The sequence below is a fragment of the Bythopirellula sp. genome, assembly GCF_041737835.1.
In the GTDB taxonomy this organism is placed as follows: Bacteria; Planctomycetota; Planctomycetia; order Pirellulales; family Lacipirellulaceae; genus Bythopirellula.
Map to the genome: position 1 here is coordinate 32,242 of NZ_JBGSQY010000002.1, position 17,559 is coordinate 49,800.

The 17,559-nt window shown below is 53.5% G+C and carries 13 protein-coding genes; 8 read left to right on the forward strand and 5 right to left on the reverse strand.

The window, feature by feature from the left end:
• Window positions 1–37: 37 nt before the first annotated feature.
• Complete coding sequence (locus tag AC6T8Q_RS01365; RefSeq protein ID WP_500677381.1) at window positions 38–1,615, reverse strand: LamG-like jellyroll fold domain-containing protein; 1,578 nt, start codon at window positions 1,613–1,615, stop codon at window positions 38–40.
• Window positions 1,615–2,145 (reverse strand): sigma-70 family RNA polymerase sigma factor, encoded by a 531-nt coding sequence (locus tag AC6T8Q_RS01370; RefSeq protein WP_500677382.1) that lies wholly within the window; start codon window positions 2,143–2,145, stop codon window positions 1,615–1,617. Before AC6T8Q_RS01370 ends, AC6T8Q_RS01365 begins: the two co-directional genes overlap by 1 nt.
• A 432-nt stretch (window positions 2,146–2,577) precedes the next feature.
• Here AC6T8Q_RS01370 and AC6T8Q_RS01375 point away from each other — a divergent pair, with 432 nt between their 5' ends.
• The 8 genes from AC6T8Q_RS01375 to AC6T8Q_RS01410 all read left to right on the forward strand — a co-directional run bounded on the left by AC6T8Q_RS01375 (window position 2,578) and on the right by AC6T8Q_RS01410 (window position 14,767).
• Window positions 2,578–3,729 (forward strand): PEP-CTERM sorting domain-containing protein, encoded by a 1,152-nt coding sequence (locus tag AC6T8Q_RS01375; protein WP_500677383.1) that lies wholly within the window; start codon window positions 2,578–2,580, stop codon window positions 3,727–3,729.
• Window positions 3,730–3,875: 146 nt separating this feature from the next.
• On the forward strand, window positions 3,876–5,027 hold the full coding sequence (locus tag AC6T8Q_RS01380) for a DUF1559 family PulG-like putative transporter (protein WP_500677384.1): 1,152 nt from the start codon (window positions 3,876–3,878) through the stop codon (window positions 5,025–5,027).
• A gap of 40 nt (window positions 5,028–5,067) precedes the next feature.
• Window positions 5,068–6,501 (forward strand): hypothetical protein, encoded by a 1,434-nt coding sequence (locus AC6T8Q_RS01385; RefSeq protein WP_500677385.1) that lies wholly within the window; start codon window positions 5,068–5,070, stop codon window positions 6,499–6,501.
• Between the two features lie 3 nt (window positions 6,502–6,504).
• Complete coding sequence (locus tag AC6T8Q_RS01390) at window positions 6,505–9,054, forward strand: hypothetical protein (protein WP_500677386.1); 2,550 nt, start codon at window positions 6,505–6,507, stop codon at window positions 9,052–9,054.
• Between the two features lie 59 nt (window positions 9,055–9,113).
• A complete protein-coding gene (locus AC6T8Q_RS01395; RefSeq protein ID WP_500677387.1) occupies window positions 9,114–10,232 on the forward strand; it encodes a Gfo/Idh/MocA family protein in 1,119 nt (372 codons plus the stop codon).
• A gap of 6 nt (window positions 10,233–10,238) precedes the next feature.
• Window positions 10,239–12,404, forward strand: coding sequence for a hypothetical protein (locus tag AC6T8Q_RS01400; protein WP_500677388.1), 2,166 nt, complete (start codon window positions 10,239–10,241; stop codon window positions 12,402–12,404).
• A 12-nt stretch (window positions 12,405–12,416) separates the two neighbouring features.
• Entirely contained in the window at window positions 12,417–13,475 is a 1,059-nt protein-coding gene (locus tag AC6T8Q_RS01405; protein WP_500677389.1) for a glycoside hydrolase family 130 protein, read from the forward strand.
• On the forward strand, window positions 13,472–14,767 hold the full coding sequence (locus tag AC6T8Q_RS01410; RefSeq protein WP_500677390.1) for an MFS transporter: 1,296 nt from the start codon (window positions 13,472–13,474) through the stop codon (window positions 14,765–14,767). Before AC6T8Q_RS01405 ends, AC6T8Q_RS01410 begins: the two co-directional genes overlap by 4 nt.
• 6 nt (window positions 14,768–14,773) lie before the next feature.
• On the opposite strand, the gene AC6T8Q_RS01415 is transcribed toward AC6T8Q_RS01410, so the two are convergent.
• The 3 genes from AC6T8Q_RS01415 to AC6T8Q_RS01425 form a co-directional block, all read right to left on the reverse strand.
• A complete protein-coding gene (locus tag AC6T8Q_RS01415; RefSeq protein ID WP_500677391.1) occupies window positions 14,774–15,316 on the reverse strand; it encodes a DinB family protein in 543 nt (180 codons plus the stop codon).
• A gap of 673 nt (window positions 15,317–15,989) precedes the next feature.
• The gene (locus tag AC6T8Q_RS01420; protein ID WP_500677392.1) at window positions 15,990–16,301 is read right to left on the reverse strand and encodes a hypothetical protein; all 312 of its coding nucleotides are present in this window, start codon (window positions 16,299–16,301) and stop codon (window positions 15,990–15,992) included.
• Between the two features lie 317 nt (window positions 16,302–16,618).
• The gene (locus tag AC6T8Q_RS01425) at window positions 16,619–17,122 is read right to left on the reverse strand and encodes an FKBP-type peptidyl-prolyl cis-trans isomerase (RefSeq protein ID WP_500677393.1); all 504 of its coding nucleotides are present in this window, start codon (window positions 17,120–17,122) and stop codon (window positions 16,619–16,621) included.
• Window positions 17,123–17,559 lie beyond the last annotated feature (437 nt).

Sequence of the window (17,559 nt, forward strand, 5' to 3'; positions counted from 1 at the left end):
GATTTGCGTAGTTAGACAGGCCATGCGAAAAGTCAGATCACTCGTTCGCATCTGGCATCTCATAGAGATGCTTGATATCCGTATCAGAGAGAGCGTGATTGAAAATCGCCAGTTCGTCGAGCCGGCCGTCCCACATGTTGAAATCGAGTTCCTCGGGCTTATCACCAAGCAGATTCAATTTCGTGCCGATGCCGAGAGCCTTAATTCGCTTGTCTGCATGGATACCTTGGTATGGCTGCGAGTCAACTTCCTGCCCGTTACGATAAAGGCGCAGTTGATTGCCATCGGCGACGAAGGCGACGTGATGCCAAGTGTTGAGTGGCAGAGGAACTTTGTCGCGAATGACGACTTCTTTGCCATTCGCGTCGATGATGTGAGCCTCAAGCTCGCCACTATCCTGGTATAACCCAAAGTGAAATTGGCCATGATGTTCGTCACCGCCAGCCCAGTTCTTTGCGATACTGGCCCAGCGAGGTCGTGACTTGGCATAAACCCAGGCAGCGACGCTCAGCGTGTCACCCTGGGTTTGAGGATATTGCGTTGCCGATGCAAACGACTGCTGCGCGGGCCCGCCGAGCGTGAGTGCCGCCCCTACTTTGCCGGCAGTCCACACAGGCATATTTCCACGCCCTAGGTGAATGTTGGCATCCGCTCCGTTGATCGAAGAATCAATCAGCCGCGTTCCGTCGCCCATTGGTTCCATGCGATAGTAGACCGCAGGCTCCAGATCCAGAATGGCTTGCGAATACGAACCGGCATCTTCGCGTAAGCTTCGCAAGAATTGTTGGTTATTCAAATCAATGCCCGACGGCATACCGGTGAAAAAATCGACGCGAGCGGCTTCGCCAGTGACAAGCCGCAACATCTCGGCCGTCTTACCTTTGTCACCATGCAAGTCGACGAGGACCTCGCCTTGAAAAACATGGACTTCCGATTCTTTGTCACGCACGGCTTGGACGGCAAAATCCGTCCCCATGTCGATGACCGTCGCGCCCGGTGATTCAATTTTGAAGCCAATGGCTGTCTCGGGGATGTGTGCGGCGATTTGACCGTCTTCGAGGCGAACGCAGCTTTCATCGACGAGATCAAAAGTCGCGGGTGCGCGTAGCACGAGGACGGCCCCCGAACTGTATTCAATTTCAACCAAGCCGGTGAGCAGCGTGTAAACTCCGCGGCGAAGCTTGGCTCCTTCCACCGGTACTGTTTCGCCAGCAATGCCGTATTCGAATTGTGCGCCGACAACCTTACTGAGCACAGCGGTTTCCGCACCGCGCACAGGCGGCGATTGACGATTCAGTGCCACCGCCCCCACGCCAATGGCGACGAACAGCAAACTAACTGCCAGGACCCAACTGAGGAGCGTGCGAACTTGAGCTCGTCGCGACTGGGCCGCCTTCTCTTCTGGTCGATCGGCGGGTGTTGCCAAGGCGGTGAGCAAACCGTGCTCCGACCTTAGCAAGGCATGCATCTGACAGTATTCCAGATAGCGGCGGCGTAAATCGCGATCCGATTCCAGCAGCTGGCTTAAGTATTTACGGTCCAACTCACTGAGGCTGCCATCGGAAAGTTGTCCGAGCAGTCGTTCAAATTCAAAATTTTGGGAGCGGTCGTCCATTACGCGATTTCCGTTTGAGCATCTCTTTGGACGCATTCAATTAACCATTTGCGAGCGCGGAACAAGATCTGATAGACCGCGTTCTCATTTCGATGCATTTTTTCAGCCATTTCAGAGACTCTTGCATCATCCGCATAGCGGAGTTGGATTGCTTCCCGGGATCGGGGCGACATCCGTGCGAGGCATTTCTCCAGTGCGGCGGCCCGTTGTTCGTAGCGTTCGTCCACTTCCTTGGCTTCACAGGCTAGCATCGACAGGAGATCGTCACTGAAGAGGACCTTGTCGCGGATCTTTTTTTGCCGGTAAGCCATGAACTGAAAATGAGCAATACGAAAGGCCCAGGCCTTAAAGTTAGACCCTGGCTCGAACTGGTTCCATTGCTTCCATAACACCATATTTGCTTCCTGCAAAACGTCGTTGGCGGCATCGGGATCACCCGCTAGCGTCAAAATGTACCCATACAAACGCCCCTGATACTGAGTCATGAGCTCGACAAAGTCGCCGGTGACGCCTGGATCAAAAGCTGCCATGTCAATGAATCCTCAATAAGAAAAGAACATTCGACGCGAGAATCTTACGGCGAATCGCAAAGATAAGTATTAAGTGCAAAGATTATCTTCTGACTGCGGTATTCCGCCAAAAACCCACAGAAAGAAAAATCTAGCCACCAACCGTAAGATTCGTGTCGCGACTGCTATACACTAAGGTCAGCAGGTAACGGTCGTCAAGAATTGCGTCCGTACTCCGCAAGCATCTGCTTGCTGAACGAGCAGGCGTCTTCTCTCAGAGGTGGGTTGAGGGCCTTTACTCGTAGCTGCTTGCTTTTTCTATGTCATCTTGTCCAGGGTGCCGCTGGCGGCGGCAATTGTCAGTGACTTTAGGCGGCACTCTATCCGGTGCCTCGTCATGCCGTCTCGGCAAAATTGTTCTGTGATCTGCAACTCTTAGGGGGAGAACGTGTAATGAAGAAATGTTTTAGTACGGCTATTGCCGCGATCTTGGCACTTTCGGTGTCCAATGCTTTTGCCTTGATCTATCAGTTTGATGGGGATTCCGACAACACATTCCTCACTGCGGCCAACTGGAATGAGTTTGTCACCAATGCCGATGGCGTCCCCGGCGCTAGCGACCGTGCCATCATCAATGATGGCTTTGTTGTGAGCTACGGCACTCCCGTCACGACAACCTTGGGCAGCCTGATAGTCGGTGCTGACTGGCCAGTGACCGGTGAAACTGGAACCGACGGCACTCTGAATATGACCGCCGGAAAAATTATTGTGGCCGGCGGCGGCGACAACTTTCAAATCGGCCGTGCCCGTGGACCGATTGTCGGTGATTCCGACGGCGATGGTCTTATTACGCTCACCAACGCTGAATTGGAAATTAGCAGCTCTGACCCAATCGTCGGTGCCCGTGACAATGGTACTCTCGACGTCGGTCTCAACGGCAAGGTTTACAACACACCAGGACGCGACAACTACTGGCGCTTTGGAAATTACGGCCCGAGCATTGACGCCGGTCTCGAAGGAAATGGTCTTTTGAATGTTCACAGCAACGGCACATTCAATGCGCATGTGATCTTTCTCGGCGACAACGACTCGAAGGGCGAAATTCGGGTTTCCGACAGCGGTTCCGTTGTGTTGACCGGTAATTTGGTGCCAAGACCTAGCGGCTTCCAAGCAGGCGGCTCGGCCAAGATTCAGATGAACGGCGCCAATGCCACGCTGAGCGCTTTCAATCTCGAGTCAGAAAGCCAACTTGGCGAGATTCCAACCCTTTACGAATTCAATGCGGATTCCGTTTTGGGTGTCTCGGCTATTACGATGACCGACGCGATCAACATCGGCAACAACCAATTGGTTGTGAACCTCAACGGCCTGCCTTTGGCCAATTTCGATTCGATCCTGTTGTTCGACGGGGATCAATCACTCGTCGGCAATCGAATCTTTGGTGCCTTTGCTTCAAGCACCGTGACTGGCACCGCGTTGGCCCATCGCGTTGTTTACGATCAAGTGAACGGCGATATCCTTGTGCAGCTCATTCCTGAACCTTCGGGAATTTGCCTGCTCGGTTTGGGATTGGTGCTGGCTGGCATGAAGCGCCGGACAGCGTGAATGTAAGTTAGAGAAATGGGCAGACCGGCCAGTCCGATCTTCGGGTTGGCCGGTGGCTCTTTCTCGAATCGGCTGGAACGATTGAAGTCAACAACGCACGCAAGACTTTCGTCGCGGGCATGACGGTCCAGGAGGAAGGCACAGAGATGAATATCTCAACGACTCGGCGAGGTGAAGACAGAAGTCCTCTGTCTCCGAATGCGAAATGCAGACGCTGGGGTTTCACATTGGTCGAATTGCTGGTCGTGATCGCCATTATTGGCGTTCTGGTGGCGTTATTGCTACCGGCCATACAAGCGGCACGCGAAGCAGCACGACGGACGGATTGTAAAAATCGCCTCAAGCAGATGGGGCTGGCTCTGCAAAACCATGCTTCAGCTCTCAGGGTTTTTCCCACGGGTGGATCGGGCACGTATCCTCGCATCGAAGATTATGTCTCGGGCGGCAGGCCCTTTGGCCCCGGCAAGCAGGGACTCAATTGGTGTTATCAATTGCTTCCTTACCTTGAGCAGGGCTCAATTCAAGGCATGATCACACAAGAAGAACTGCAGGCGCAATCGATTGGTTTGTATGTCTGTCCTTCGCGACGGTCACCTTCAGAAGCGAGCGTCATCAATGCCAATCTTGGTGATCAACGCGTGTTTCTGGTGGACTATGCCGCCGCGCACCCCTGCACTGATGACTGCGCCGGCGGGCCAGCTTGTGGCACGGTTGTGAAATATAATCCCGCGGAATCCGTCCCCTTGACTCGAGAAGCCTATCAAAAGAATCAGCTTTCGTTTTGGGGCGGCAAATTAGGTGAAGTTTCCGGCGTGGCCGCGAAAGATGATCAGGTGTACGACGGCGTGATCGTTCGTAGCTCCTGGGACAACTTTAATAAGGTCTTCCGGAACACGCCGCGACCAATAACTTTCGCACAAATCAGCGACGGAACGAGTCATACGTTTGTGCTGGGAGAGAAATACCTGCGGTCGGATCTCGTCGGAGGCGGCAGCAAATCCGACGACAAAGGTTGGATCGACGGTTGGGATCCTGATGCAATCCGCTCGACCTGTTTTCAACCTTATAACGACAGCGATTCCGCGGGGTATTCGTTCACGCCCTTGAACGCCCCTGGCGATCTGTTCGGCATGGATCGCGATGTTTACTATTTTGGTTCTGCACATCCTGGCGCATTCAATGGAATTTTTGCTGACGCCTCAATTCGCAGTATTAATTATGACGTTGATGTCGTGGTCTTAAATTCTTTAAGTACACGTGACCGAGGCGAAATTGTGGACGATTCCGTCGCCAATTAGCTCGCCGCTTACCACAGAGACACGCTCTTCTGGAGTTCAAATGAAGTTCCCATCCTTGATAAACACATTTGTTACGAGTGTTGCCCTACTGCTGGCTCTGTTGATTGCCAATCAGAAAGCTTTGGCAGTTTTTGTTTATTTTGATGGCAGTACCAGCACCGATTTCAACGTCGCCAGCAATTGGACTCCGGCCAACGCACCCGGTACGAATCTCGTGGATATCTACGGTATCGACGATGGCCTCTCCGCAACATTCGACGGCGGCAATGTCCGCATCAACGGCCTGAGGGTCGGCTCAGCGGCCAAAGAGCATCAAGTCAGCCCTTCGCATTTCGGTCGCCTTACGATGACAACGGGCACGCTTGAAATCACCGGCTCGGGAGCGGCAGGCCTGTTTGGTATCGGCCGCGAACGAGAACCGATCATAATGGACGACAACAACAAGGGTGGCGAGCTGATCATGACGGGCGACTCGATCATTCGAGCCAATGGCTTAATTGTCGGTGAACGGACCCACGGACTGCTTTCGATTGGTCCCGAAGCGATTGTCGAGCTGAGAACTTGGGTGACAACGCCAACTCCGGGCTTTGGTGGGACCGAAGATATTCGGATCGGCAACTACGGAAAGCCTTATGACGACTTCGGTGCCGAGCCAAACCTGGACGGCCGAGGACGCGTCGATGTCGAAGGTACGCTCCTTGTGAAAGACATGTATTTCTCCGAACATGGTGCAAAAGGCGAGGTTCGTCTGTTGGGTGGCGACGTCACTTTAAATGGTTCGTTGATTATGGATGTCTGCGAGAACTGTGTCTCCACACCTTCAATCATTGCTCAACGCATGGCCAAGGTCTCAATCGTCGGTTCGACGGGAAGTTTCATCGTCGGTGCCGACCCCGATCCGCTGGTGCTCGATCCCACGCCACCTCCCCGCGATATTTTGGGCGCTTCGTCACAGGCGATCTTTTCGTTCACGACGGATGCTGCGGGTGTGGTGCCAATTACGATGGCTCAGAATCTTAATGAACCCACGGGTAGTGTCGAGATCGAAGGCGCTCAACTTGAGCTTGACCTTGATGCGTTTGCATTCACGCCCACTTCCAAGCTGACGCTCATCGATGGCAACCCTTCCTTGCTATTGGGTCAGTTTGGTTCTGTGACATTCCTCGGGAACACCACGGCCGATTTGAATTACGATCTCGCCAACGGCGATATCTTTCTGGATAACTTCCAAGGCGTTAGCCCGGGCGTGCCTGGGGATTACGATGGCGATGGCGATGTCGACGGCCGTGATTTTCTGGCATGGCAACGCGGCAGTTCTCCTGTGCCATTCAGTTCTACCGATCTGGCAACATGGCAATCCAGCTATAACAATGGAGCCTTGGCCGCGGTCACTTCTGTCCCCGAGCCCGGTTCTGCAGTTCCTGCACTTGTCATGGGCATCCTTGGCTTGAATTTGCAGAGGCGCAAGCGGTAGACCATGTCTTGTCAGAAATTTTTCCCTAGCTACCGCATCAACAATTGTATTGCATTTGACGTGCGGCAGATCGCTTCTGCAATTCTTGGATCAGCGCTCTTGTTGCTGGCAGCGTCGGCGCATGGCCAATCGCAGTTGACGATCCGTGCAATCAACACCCTTCCCGATGCGCCTAGCACATACCAAATGCGCGACTGGCATGAGGTTGCCACGAATTTTGATAATCTCGCTTTCGATACAACCGCGACGGGTCAATTCCTGCCGCTCGTGAAGATCGACAACTCGCCTCAATCACCCCAGTTGCAAACATCGTTTGGTCTCGCAGCCTATGTTGGTGATCCGCGTACTTTCGGCGAGACGGGCGAACCAGTGCATGAAGCCGTGACCTCGCTGGCAGCTGTGCTAGGTGGCACGCTCGTCGGGATCGACAAAACCGCCGGGACACATAACTGGGTGTCGATGACCCGCGAATATTATGTGAATCGCAATAGCCAGTTCGTCGTCCTTAACACGCCATTCTCCGCCTCGGGCGGTTCAGCCTGGTATGACATTTATCCGAACATGCTGTTCTACAGTATTGCCGATCGTTATCAGGATGAAGCCTACTTGGCCCCAATCCAGAATCAAATCGATCAGCGTTTTTATGATGCCGTCAGCGTTATGACAGCGAATGGCGCTAACCCCAACTTTAATTACACGGCCTACAATTTCCGCACGCGCCAACCTGTCTACAACGGCACATGGCGTGAACCCGACATGGGAATGGGCATGGCCTGGATGCAGCATGCCGCGTATTGGCGGAATAAAGATACCAATCCAACTTTAGCGGCTCAGTATCTCACGGCCGTTGATTGGGCTATGAGTTACTACCAGCAATCAACTACTAATCCCGACTACGAGATTATGGCGCCCTTCGGTGCCTACACGGCTGCGCGCATGAATGCGGAACACGGCAGTAACTACGACATTCAAAAGATGGTGAATTGGGTCTTTGACCGCAGCAATGCCCGGCCGACCAAGATCATGATCAGTGGCGAACAATGGGGCGGCCAAGACGTGGGCGGATTGATGGGCTTCACAGTACCCAATGTGAGCGACACTCGCGGGTATGCGTTCTCGATGAATACTTTTGCGACCGCTATGCCGATGGTTCCCCTCGCACGATATGAAGATCGCTACAGTCGTGACATCGGCAAGTGGATGCTTAACGCCGCCAATGCGGCTCGGTTGTTTTATGCGAATGCCCATTCCAACGCGAATCAATCCTCGGAATTCTGGACTGGCGATCCCCAAAGTGCGATTGCCTACGAAGGGCTGCGGCATCACTGGCTGAATGGCCCCTTTGACGACGAAGAACTTTACGCCGCCGGCGATCCCCTCACGTATGGCTGGGGACCTCAAACCGATTTCGCCCTGTATGGTTCGGCCATGGCTGGCGTGTTCGGATCGATCATCAAGCCGACGAACGTCGATAAGGTGTTGCAGCTGGATATGCTCGCCACGGATTTTTACCGGGGCCCGGCAAACGACACTTACCTCTATTACAATCCGCATACGACGACCGCGTCGGTAGCCATCGAACTTGGCAATGACCAGCTGTATGACCTGTACGATGCCGCGGCGAATCGTTTCATCAGTCGTGGTGTGTCCGGGAACACTTACTTTGACGTCGCCGCTGACAATGCGGTGATGCTCGTTAAAATCCCAGCCGGTGGCAAGCAGACCTTTAACGGCCGGCAAATGTTGGTGGATGGTGTTGTTGTCGACTACAACGCGGCCCAGTTGCCGGGCAACCTCGTGCGAAACGCGGACGTTGATACCGCCTCGACGGGCAATTCCAACCGCCCCGGCTTTTGGCATGGCAGTTCCAATGCCAAATGGTCGACGGCCGAAGCCGTCAGTCCCACGCATTCCTTGGAAGTGACGGACACAAGCACTTCCAGTGCCGAAGAATGGCGTTCGTTTGCCAATGAGATCCCCGAGGGAACTAACCGCACGCTGAATCTACGCTGGTTTTGGAAAGCGGATACCGACGACGAATTCGTCGCGCGTTTGCGTCTCTCTGAGGATGAGGTGCTAGGTGTCGATTTAACGAATGCTGTTGAAAGCCACCTCTTCACAATCACCGGTACATTCCAAGATTTCGAAGTCTTTGAAGCGGCGATTCCCATCCCCGATGGGATCAATTCGTTTGATCTCACTTTTATGTCGGGCACTTCAGCAAGTGCTTTGGGCAGCCTGTTTATCGACGACATCTCGGCGTCGATTATGCCGATGAGCGCATTCCTGATGATGGAAAGTGATTTCAACGGTGATGGTTTTGTTGATGGCGCGGATTTCGCCATTTGGCAACAGGGATACGGCACGAACTTCGATGGCAGAGACTTTCTCGCTTGGCAACGCAATTATCGGCCCGCGAGCGAAAGCGTCTCCGCACTGCGGGCTGCTGTTCCCGAACCGTGCACGATTTTCCTCGCTTTTATTACCATGGCGTCATGGATTTGTCTGAGATCACACTACGGTTACCGAGTAAGTGATACTCACTTAGGATAGAAGCGTTTGCACATGGGCGTGAGACTGTCTCATGTTCCAAGTTGAAAGAGACCTGTAAGTTGCTCGAATCAGAAATACGTATTGGCGCGATCGGCTGTGGAGGCTTTGGCCTGTTTGCCCTTCAGCAATATGTCCAGGTTCCGGGCGTGCGGCTGGTGGCAATGGTCGATCCGCGCAGCGAATCGGCGCTTACCATGGCAAAACGGTTCGAAGTAGAAGACGTTCACGGTGTTGACGCACTCTTAACCCGCGACGACATCGACTTGGTGTACATCGCCACGCCTCCGTTTCTACACTACGAGCAGGGTTTACAGGCTGTGCAGGCTGGCAAGCACGTGATCTGTGAAAAGCCGCTGGCCATGAGCATTGTCCAAGCTGAAGAGCTTGTGGGCACGGCTCGCCAGAATGACTGCTTGCTCGTTGCCAACTTGATGCAACGGTACAACCCGTTGTTCGATGCCGTGAAATCACTGATTCACGAAGGGTTACTTGGCGAATTCTTGCACGGCTATTTCGAAAACTATGCAACCGACGAAGGTCTCGGTGCGGACCACTGGTTCTGGGATCGAAAGAAGAGCGGCGGCATCTTTATAGAACACGGCGTCCACTTCTTTGATTTGTTCGCGGGGTGGCTGGGATCAGGCGAAGTTGTCGCGGCGCAGGCGGAAACGCGTGCTGGTTCAAATGTTGAAGATCAAGTCCAAGCCACGGTGCGTTATCCAAGCGGAGCACTTGTCAATTTCTATCACGGATTTCATCAGCCAGGTCGGCTCGATCGGCAGGAATTGCGGTTAGTGTTCGAGCGCGGCGACGTGACGCTGCACGAATGGATCCCTACGCGTTTTCGCATTAACGCCGCAGTGGACGAGCAGCAGACCAAGCGATTGAGCGAGCTCTTCCCCGGGCGACTTCGAGCAACTTCGACATATGGCGGCCGCGAGCGTCAATGTAAAGGGCGATTTAAGGAGTTGGATATCTATCAACTCGTGGAACTCACCGGCGGCGAGGAGCAACTCAAACTTCATCGTTATGGTGATCTCGTGCGGGCCTTGTTCGAGGACCAAGTGGCTTGGATCCGCGATCGCAGCCATGTTCGTCGGCTTACAGAACAGAACGGCCTAGAAACCGTGGTGCTTGCTGAACATGCTGACCGAATGGCCCATGGCCTGGAAAAGTAAACTTTCATGAAAAAATTGTCGGTCAATCTCCGAATTCTCCTCTTGTTCGCCAGCTTGTTGGCCTCTCAGGGCATGAAGCCTGCTTGGGGTATCGAAGCATCATCGCAACCTGCGATTTCGCGCGCTCAGTCGATGCCCAATCTGCCGCAGCCTTTTGTGATGCGGGATTGGTCGCAGGTGACTCGCGACTACATCGATCTCGTCTTTTCCTTTGACCTGCAAGGCCAACACCTTCCTCTCGTGAATTGGCTTTCCGACGAACGCAAAATGGTTTCGTTTCCGTCGTATGTGGGGGGACCTCGCGACGCCGAGGCGATTAATTTTTTAGGAGCCGTGGTGAGCGGTTCGCTCGTCGGGCTCGATATGCAGAATCACCACGGCCAAGATTGGGTGGCGCTGGGTAACAACTTTTACAACACGGATGAAGGTGTCTACATCAACCGCTTGGGTCACGATTCGGGCTCGTCGTTTTGGTATGACCTTTTGCCCAATGTGCTTGCTTACCAAATCAACGACCTCTATCCAGGCGATTCCGCACGCGACCAACAAGCCCATTCCATCGCCAAAGGGTGGCGGAAAGTCTCCGAGGCATTGGGAGGCAAGACCGAACCCCTGTCACTGCCCAACTTCGACCACACGGGATTCAACATCCGGACGATGCAACCGATGGAGAAAGGTTGGATCGAACCGGAAGCAGCCGCGGGAATTGCTTGGCTGGAGTACATGGCGTGGATCAAATTCCAAGATCCAGAATTCTTGGCCACGGCTGATTTGTGTATTCGCGCCTTGGAAGAACGGCCTGCTGAACAAAGCGCGCTCTACGAAGTGCTGTTGCCCTACGGAGCTTTGATTGCGGGGCGGATGAATGCCGAAACAGGCTCTGATTACGACGTCGCCAAATTGGTGAACGACTGTTTCGAAGCGCGAGGCTATCCGCAAGCTCGTCCCGGCTGGGGCGTGATCTCCGACCGTTGGCAAGGGAAGGACGTGCATGGCCTGATAGGCAGCACAACCGACGGCGAGGGTTATGCATTCGCCATGAATTCCTATCAATGGGCCGGCGCGCTCGTGCCACTGGCACGTTACGACACACGCTATGCACACGACATCGGAAAATGGATGCTCAACTTGGCCAATGCATCTCGTTTGTTCTACCCCGATTCCCACGACGCAGCGCATCAGTCGAGTGCTGATTGGACAAACGCCTATGATCCCCATGCGGTGATCGCCTACGAAGGGATTCGCAAATGGAAGCGTGGCTCCGCAACGGCCCGCTCCGACTATAAAACAACGGGTGGCAAGATCGCTCAAGGGAATTTTGAATCAACTCATTACCGACGTGAGTTGCCGGCCGATCTTCAAGTGTTCGAAGAGTCCGCGGGCGACGAAACACCTTTCGAGCACATCTGGGAGTTTGCACTTCCAGAGGAGCAGGATCGATGGCTGGTCGTAGCCGCTGAGCGGGTCGATCGGGGGAATTCGGGGAACGAGTTCCGCTTTTCTTTTTCACAGCATCCTGAAGGTCCTTATACAACGGCGTTTTCTGTGAGCGGCGAGGACCATGCTCAGGTGATGGCGATTCCTGCCTCGTTCAAAGACAAGCTCTATGTGAAGGCAGAAAGCATCAAAAGAGCGAGTAATCCGAGCTGTCAGGATCGACTTGAAGTCGACGCGATGGCGATCACCTACCAAACGAGCATCGGGCCGTTTGCTCAGGGCGACACGGTCGTAAGCTTTGTCAATTTGCTCAACGACGCCACCGTGCCCATTGTGCTCTACCGTCCTGCTTCGTCGACCACCGATTTGGGATTGTACGGCAGTTCGCACGTGGGGATTCTGGGGGGCATCATCGGCCGGACGAATATCCCGGCGATACTACAACTGGATCTGCTCAAGACGGACTTCTTCCACGCGCAAGCCTATCCGACGTATCTCTACTACAATCCTTGTCCGACTTCCAAATCAGTAACCATCGACGTCGGTCCAGAGCCCGTCGATCTGTATGACGCCACAAGCGATCGGTATGTCAAAACGAACGTTAAAGGCAAAACTGAATTCACGCTTGCTTCAGATGTTGCGAGAATTCTCGTTCTCGCTCCAACGGGAGGAAGTATGACTCGTGAAAAAGGGCAAACACTGATCGACGGTGTTATCGTACGTTACGCAAACTAGTTGAGCTTATGCATGGCCGATCTTGCTACTCGTTTTGATGCTAATCCTCTCTTAATTCCTGGCGACATTCTCCCAAGTCTCGCAGGCATGAAAGTCGAGTGCCTGCTCAATCCGGGCGTGTTTCGCTTTGCGGGTAAGACTTGGCTGCTGTTACGTGTGGCCGAGCGGCCCGAGCAGAAACCGGGCAAGACTTCGTTCCCAATTCTGGATGACAACGGCGCGATACAGATACTCGAGTTTGAAAACTCCGACCCCAAGTTGAATCTCGCCGATCCGCGGGTCATCAACTATGACGGCAACGATTATCTCACAACGATGTCGCATCTTCGGTTGGTGAGCAGCACCGATGGAATCCACTTCCAAGAAGATTCGGCCTACCCAGCCATGTTTGGGCATGGAGATCTGGAAAGTTATGGCATCGAGGATTGCCGTGTTTCTCAAATCGGCGAGACTTACTACCTGACCTACACCCAGGTTTCGCCACACGGCGTGGGAGTCGGTTTGCGCAGCACTTCTGACTGGCGTGCGATTCGCGAACATGGCATGATCATCCCGCCACACAATAAAGACTGTGCGATTTTCGATGAGCAGATCGACGGCAAGTATTACGCCCTTCATCGTCCGAGTAGCCAATTTCTTGGGGGCAATTACATTTGGTTGGCTGAATCGCCTGATCTCGTGCATTGGGGGCAGCATCGATGCCTGGCCCACAGTCGGCCCGGCATGTGGGACAGCGCTCGCGTTGGCGCCGGAGCCGCACCGATTCGCACGAATGAAGGTTGGTTAGAAATCTACCACGGCGCCGATGCCAACCATCGCTACTGCTTGGGTGCGTTGCTGCTCGACCTCGACCAACCATGGAAGGTGCTCGCACGTTCCGAAGAACCGATCATGGAGCCTTCGGCTGAATACGAGCGAACCGGCTTCTTTGGCAACGTGATCTTTACCAACGGACATTTGGTCGATGGCGATACACTCACGATTTACTATGGTGCTTCCGATAGCGTGATCTGTGGAGCGAAGTTCTCCATCAATGAAATCCTCCAATCTCTTCACAAAGCCTCGGCATGAACAAACTTCGACACGAGTATCAGCATTTTCTCACTTATCCGCATAACATGCGGATTCTGCTACTCACGAATCTGATCTATGCCTTTGTGCTACCTGTTATCGACATTTTTGTGGGGGCCTACGTCATGCGCAACACGCAAGACGTAACCATGGTCGTCATCTACCAACTTGCCGTTTACACGGGCATTCCCTTCACGTTTTTCATCAATGGTTTTCTGCTGCAGCACATCAATATCAAACGACTCTATTCCGCGGGCATGTTATTAAGCGGCATTTCCATGGCGGTGATGATGTCGCTGGGTAAGCTAGACATGATGGGCGTAGGCTTCGCGGGATTGATGATGGGCATGTCGTTCGGCCTGTTCTGGGCCAATCGCGATTTTCTGGCACTTTCCACGACCAACGACGGGAATCGTAATTACTACTATGGTTTGGAAACCTTTTTTTATACGAACACCTACGTCATCGTCCCCGTGGCGATTGGCTGGTTCATCGAAGGGACCGGTCTGCGAGGTTGGTTTGGCGGTGATCGTAACACCGCTTATCAAATTGTCACGGCCCTCGTATTCCTGCTCACGATTTTTTCCTCAATTCTGATCCATCGCGGAAACTACGAGAATCCGCCGAAATCCGACTTCATTTTCTTTCGATTCCACTGGCTTTGGAATCGCATGCAAATCCTAGCGATCCTAAAAGGTCTGGCACAGGGTTACATTGTCACCGCGCCAGCCATGCTTGTTATGCGGTTAGTTGGTGAAGAAGGTGCGTTGGGAACAATTCAGGCCTTTGGCGGTATTCTGTCAGCGTTCTTACTCTATTTCATTGGCCGCACGGCCAAGCCACAGCATCGAATTGCGATCTTTAGTGTTGGACTGCTGCTGTTTGCCGTTGGCGGATTGGCTAACGCGGTGCTTTTCAATGCCACGGGGGTGCTACTGTTTATGGTTTGCCTTTTGCTGGGCAGGCCGCTGCATGATATCGCCTATTTCCCAATCCAGATGCAGGTGATCGATGCCGTGTCTGCAATCGAGCAGCGCAATAAGTTTGCTTATATCTTCAACCAAGAATTTGGATTTTTCATCGGGCGTTTCACGGGCTGTGGTTTGTTTATCCTGTTAGCCAATAACATCTCCGACACATTCGCTTTACGCTACGCACTGTTGATCATCGGTGTTGTGCAATTGCTCTCAATCTGGATTGCGGCCCGTATCGTTCGAGGTTGTCGCACGCTGGAGTGCTCTGAGACAAGTCCTGCGGTCGAACCGCTCTTCCCCGTTTTGGCGGGTGACTAAACTTTGCTATTGGCCGAGCGAAGCAATCAGTCCTGGCCGCGGAGTGCGATCTGGAAATTCGACTCCAGGCAATCCTGCCGCACGACGCCAGATGCTGAGTTGGCCGATGTGAACGTTTTCGTGGAGCAGCAACAAGTCCGGCAGCATGAATTCGACCGTGGGGTACATTTCTGCCCAGCGAGGCAAACTCGGAGGACGATTTAATTCTGACTCCCGCGCAGAGAGGATCGCCTGTGCGACTTGCTCGTGCCCGTCGCGTAGCCGCTCAAGTTGCGACTCCTTACTGCCATAGACGGTGAGGTCAGATAGCGGACCGCGTCCGCGAAAGCCGAACAATTCATTGTCCGCGGGATCGGCAAAATTTTCCCCGCGCAGGAGTGCCGGGATGATCGGATAGTAGAGGGCCATGTGGCCTAATATCCACGCGGGGTGATTCATGTTTCCCCCAGGCCGCAGCACCATCTGCTCGTCGGTCACATCGCTCAAGAGCGCCAACATATAGCGAAGTCCATTGTCCCAGGCATAGACGATCGATTGTTTAGAAAACATAGCGATTCCTGTTAGCGAGGCCGTCTGATCATGCTCTTGATGCACTCGCCGGACACGGCACCCTAGTGGAAAGTTCGCTTATTGGACTTTGCTCGATTCGGTTGGGTAGGCTGATAGTTGACCGGCCAAAAAGAACTGTGTACATGCGTCCACTCATCGCTATAATCAGCGATTACGAAACGGCATTCACACAACTCAAGCACAGCAATTTTAAAAGGAGCCATCCCCCGACGAGCATTAACAATTCCATCAATGAGCAGCTCAAGGGTCGACATGCGGACTTGGCATTCGTGTGTCGCTCAATGGGTGAGATGCAGAGTTCTCAAAAGGTCGAGAGCAACAGTTCGGGTTGCGCGCGAAAGCGATTTGAAATTTCAACAAGGAACAAACGTGATGAAAAAAGTCTGCCAAGTTGACCAAGTTGGAAGAGTTGACGTTTTTCTCGAGAAAAACGCAGATCAACGTGAGAATCGAACTTGGCAAGGTTGACCAAGTTGGAAAACCTAGAGCCTTTCACTCGGGGAGAGGAGAAAGCCTCACAACCGTCAGCGCATAAAAAAACGCGATTTGAGGTCGCCAGAGGGAGGCAGAAGGGCGTACCTCAAATCGCGGAGGCGGACGGTTGTGCTTCCTGTCAAGGAAGCATTATTTTCATTCAGTGACTCGCTAGGAATTACTCACCCAGAGGCGGTGTGATAACTGTGCCGGGTATAGTCGGAAATATGTTTCCCAGTGAGCCTAGTACGGGTGACTGGGGTTTGGTCGGTGGTTGTGTTTTTTCGTCGCTAAACAGGTTTTGCAAATCGCTATGCAACTCAACGCATTGCAAATAACGCTTGCGGACTTCGTCGTTGGCCATCAATCTGTTGAGTCGCTCGGAATCGACCGCGTCGATGTTTTCGTCGAGCAAACCCCAAATCAAGGCTTCGGCTTCATCCAAGAGCTGCTGGGTGGATTGCTCCAGCGAGCGGTTGTCGGTTGCCATGTTTTGCATCTCACTGTTCGAGGAGAAGGAATCGCAAATGACGTGCCGATGTACAAAAACCGTGTTTTTCCCGCTATAGCAGTTCCGATCGGAAAATCCGTACCCCCGGGCTGCTTAATCTGTTAGCACACAGGCCGCAGGAATTAGGCAGTCAGGCCAGAAAAGGAGGCAACCTAAATAGCCGTGGATTCCAGACACGGAAATAATGGGATTCCAGATACGGAGAATCAGCGCACAGATAGCGTCGGATTTCACACGCCGAGATGGCAGTGGCATAACGCCACCGCTACGGAGAAAGTTGCCACAATGGGGAGAGGCTATTCGTCGTGATCGCAGCCGCAGTCGTCGTCGTCGCAGGAGTGCGAGCCGCTTTGCTCGATCTCTACGTCGGTCGCAGGGCGGACGTCGTGAATCTTCACATCGAAGTGAAGTGTCACACCGGCCAGCGGGTGATTGCCGTCGACCGTAACGACTTCGTCATCGAAATCGACAACCGACACGAGGATTTCCTCTTCGTCTTCGTCGGTGAGACTGAATTGCATGCCGAGTTCGAGATCGTCGGGGCTCTCAAACTCGTCGCGAGGGATTTCCAGGCAGAGCTCTTCGTAGCGCTCGCCGTAGGCGTCGGTGGGATCGACCGTGAGTTGAAAGTGATCTCCCGCGGAGCGACCTTCCAAAGCGCGTTCCAAGCCGGGGATGATTTCCTGCATGCCGTGAACGTAGGTCAACGGACCATCCTCGCCCGAGCTGTCGAGTTCTTCGCCATCGGCGTCCGTGAGGAGGTACTCGATCGCCACAAAACTATGTTTGCCAATTCGCATCGCGAAAATCCTTCAGGACATAAAAAATCCCCTCGCCGACCGAAGCCGACGAGGGGTGATGAAATCTAACTAAGCAGCGGAGACTGTTTTCATCGCCTCATAGCCAGTGGCCGTGAGACTGTAAGCCCCTTTGAAACTTTCCTGAAAAAGAAGATCTCTTTCAGTCATTTGTCGCAAGGAAAGCTTATGTTTTTCCCACAGTGGACCCTGGAAACAAAGCATCTCGCCTTGTCGCATAAGGAACTGACGAAACACTTTGAGAACCGATTGCTCTGCGGTAGACAGCATGATTTCTCCGCGGTTAAGGGACTTTTGAACGCAGCCGAAGCTATGAACCCGACGCTATGAACATAGCCGAGCCAATTGGCTTAGCCGAGGCACACGGCTTAGTAGCGACGACCGCCACCACCACCGCCGCCACCGCGTCCACCGCCGTA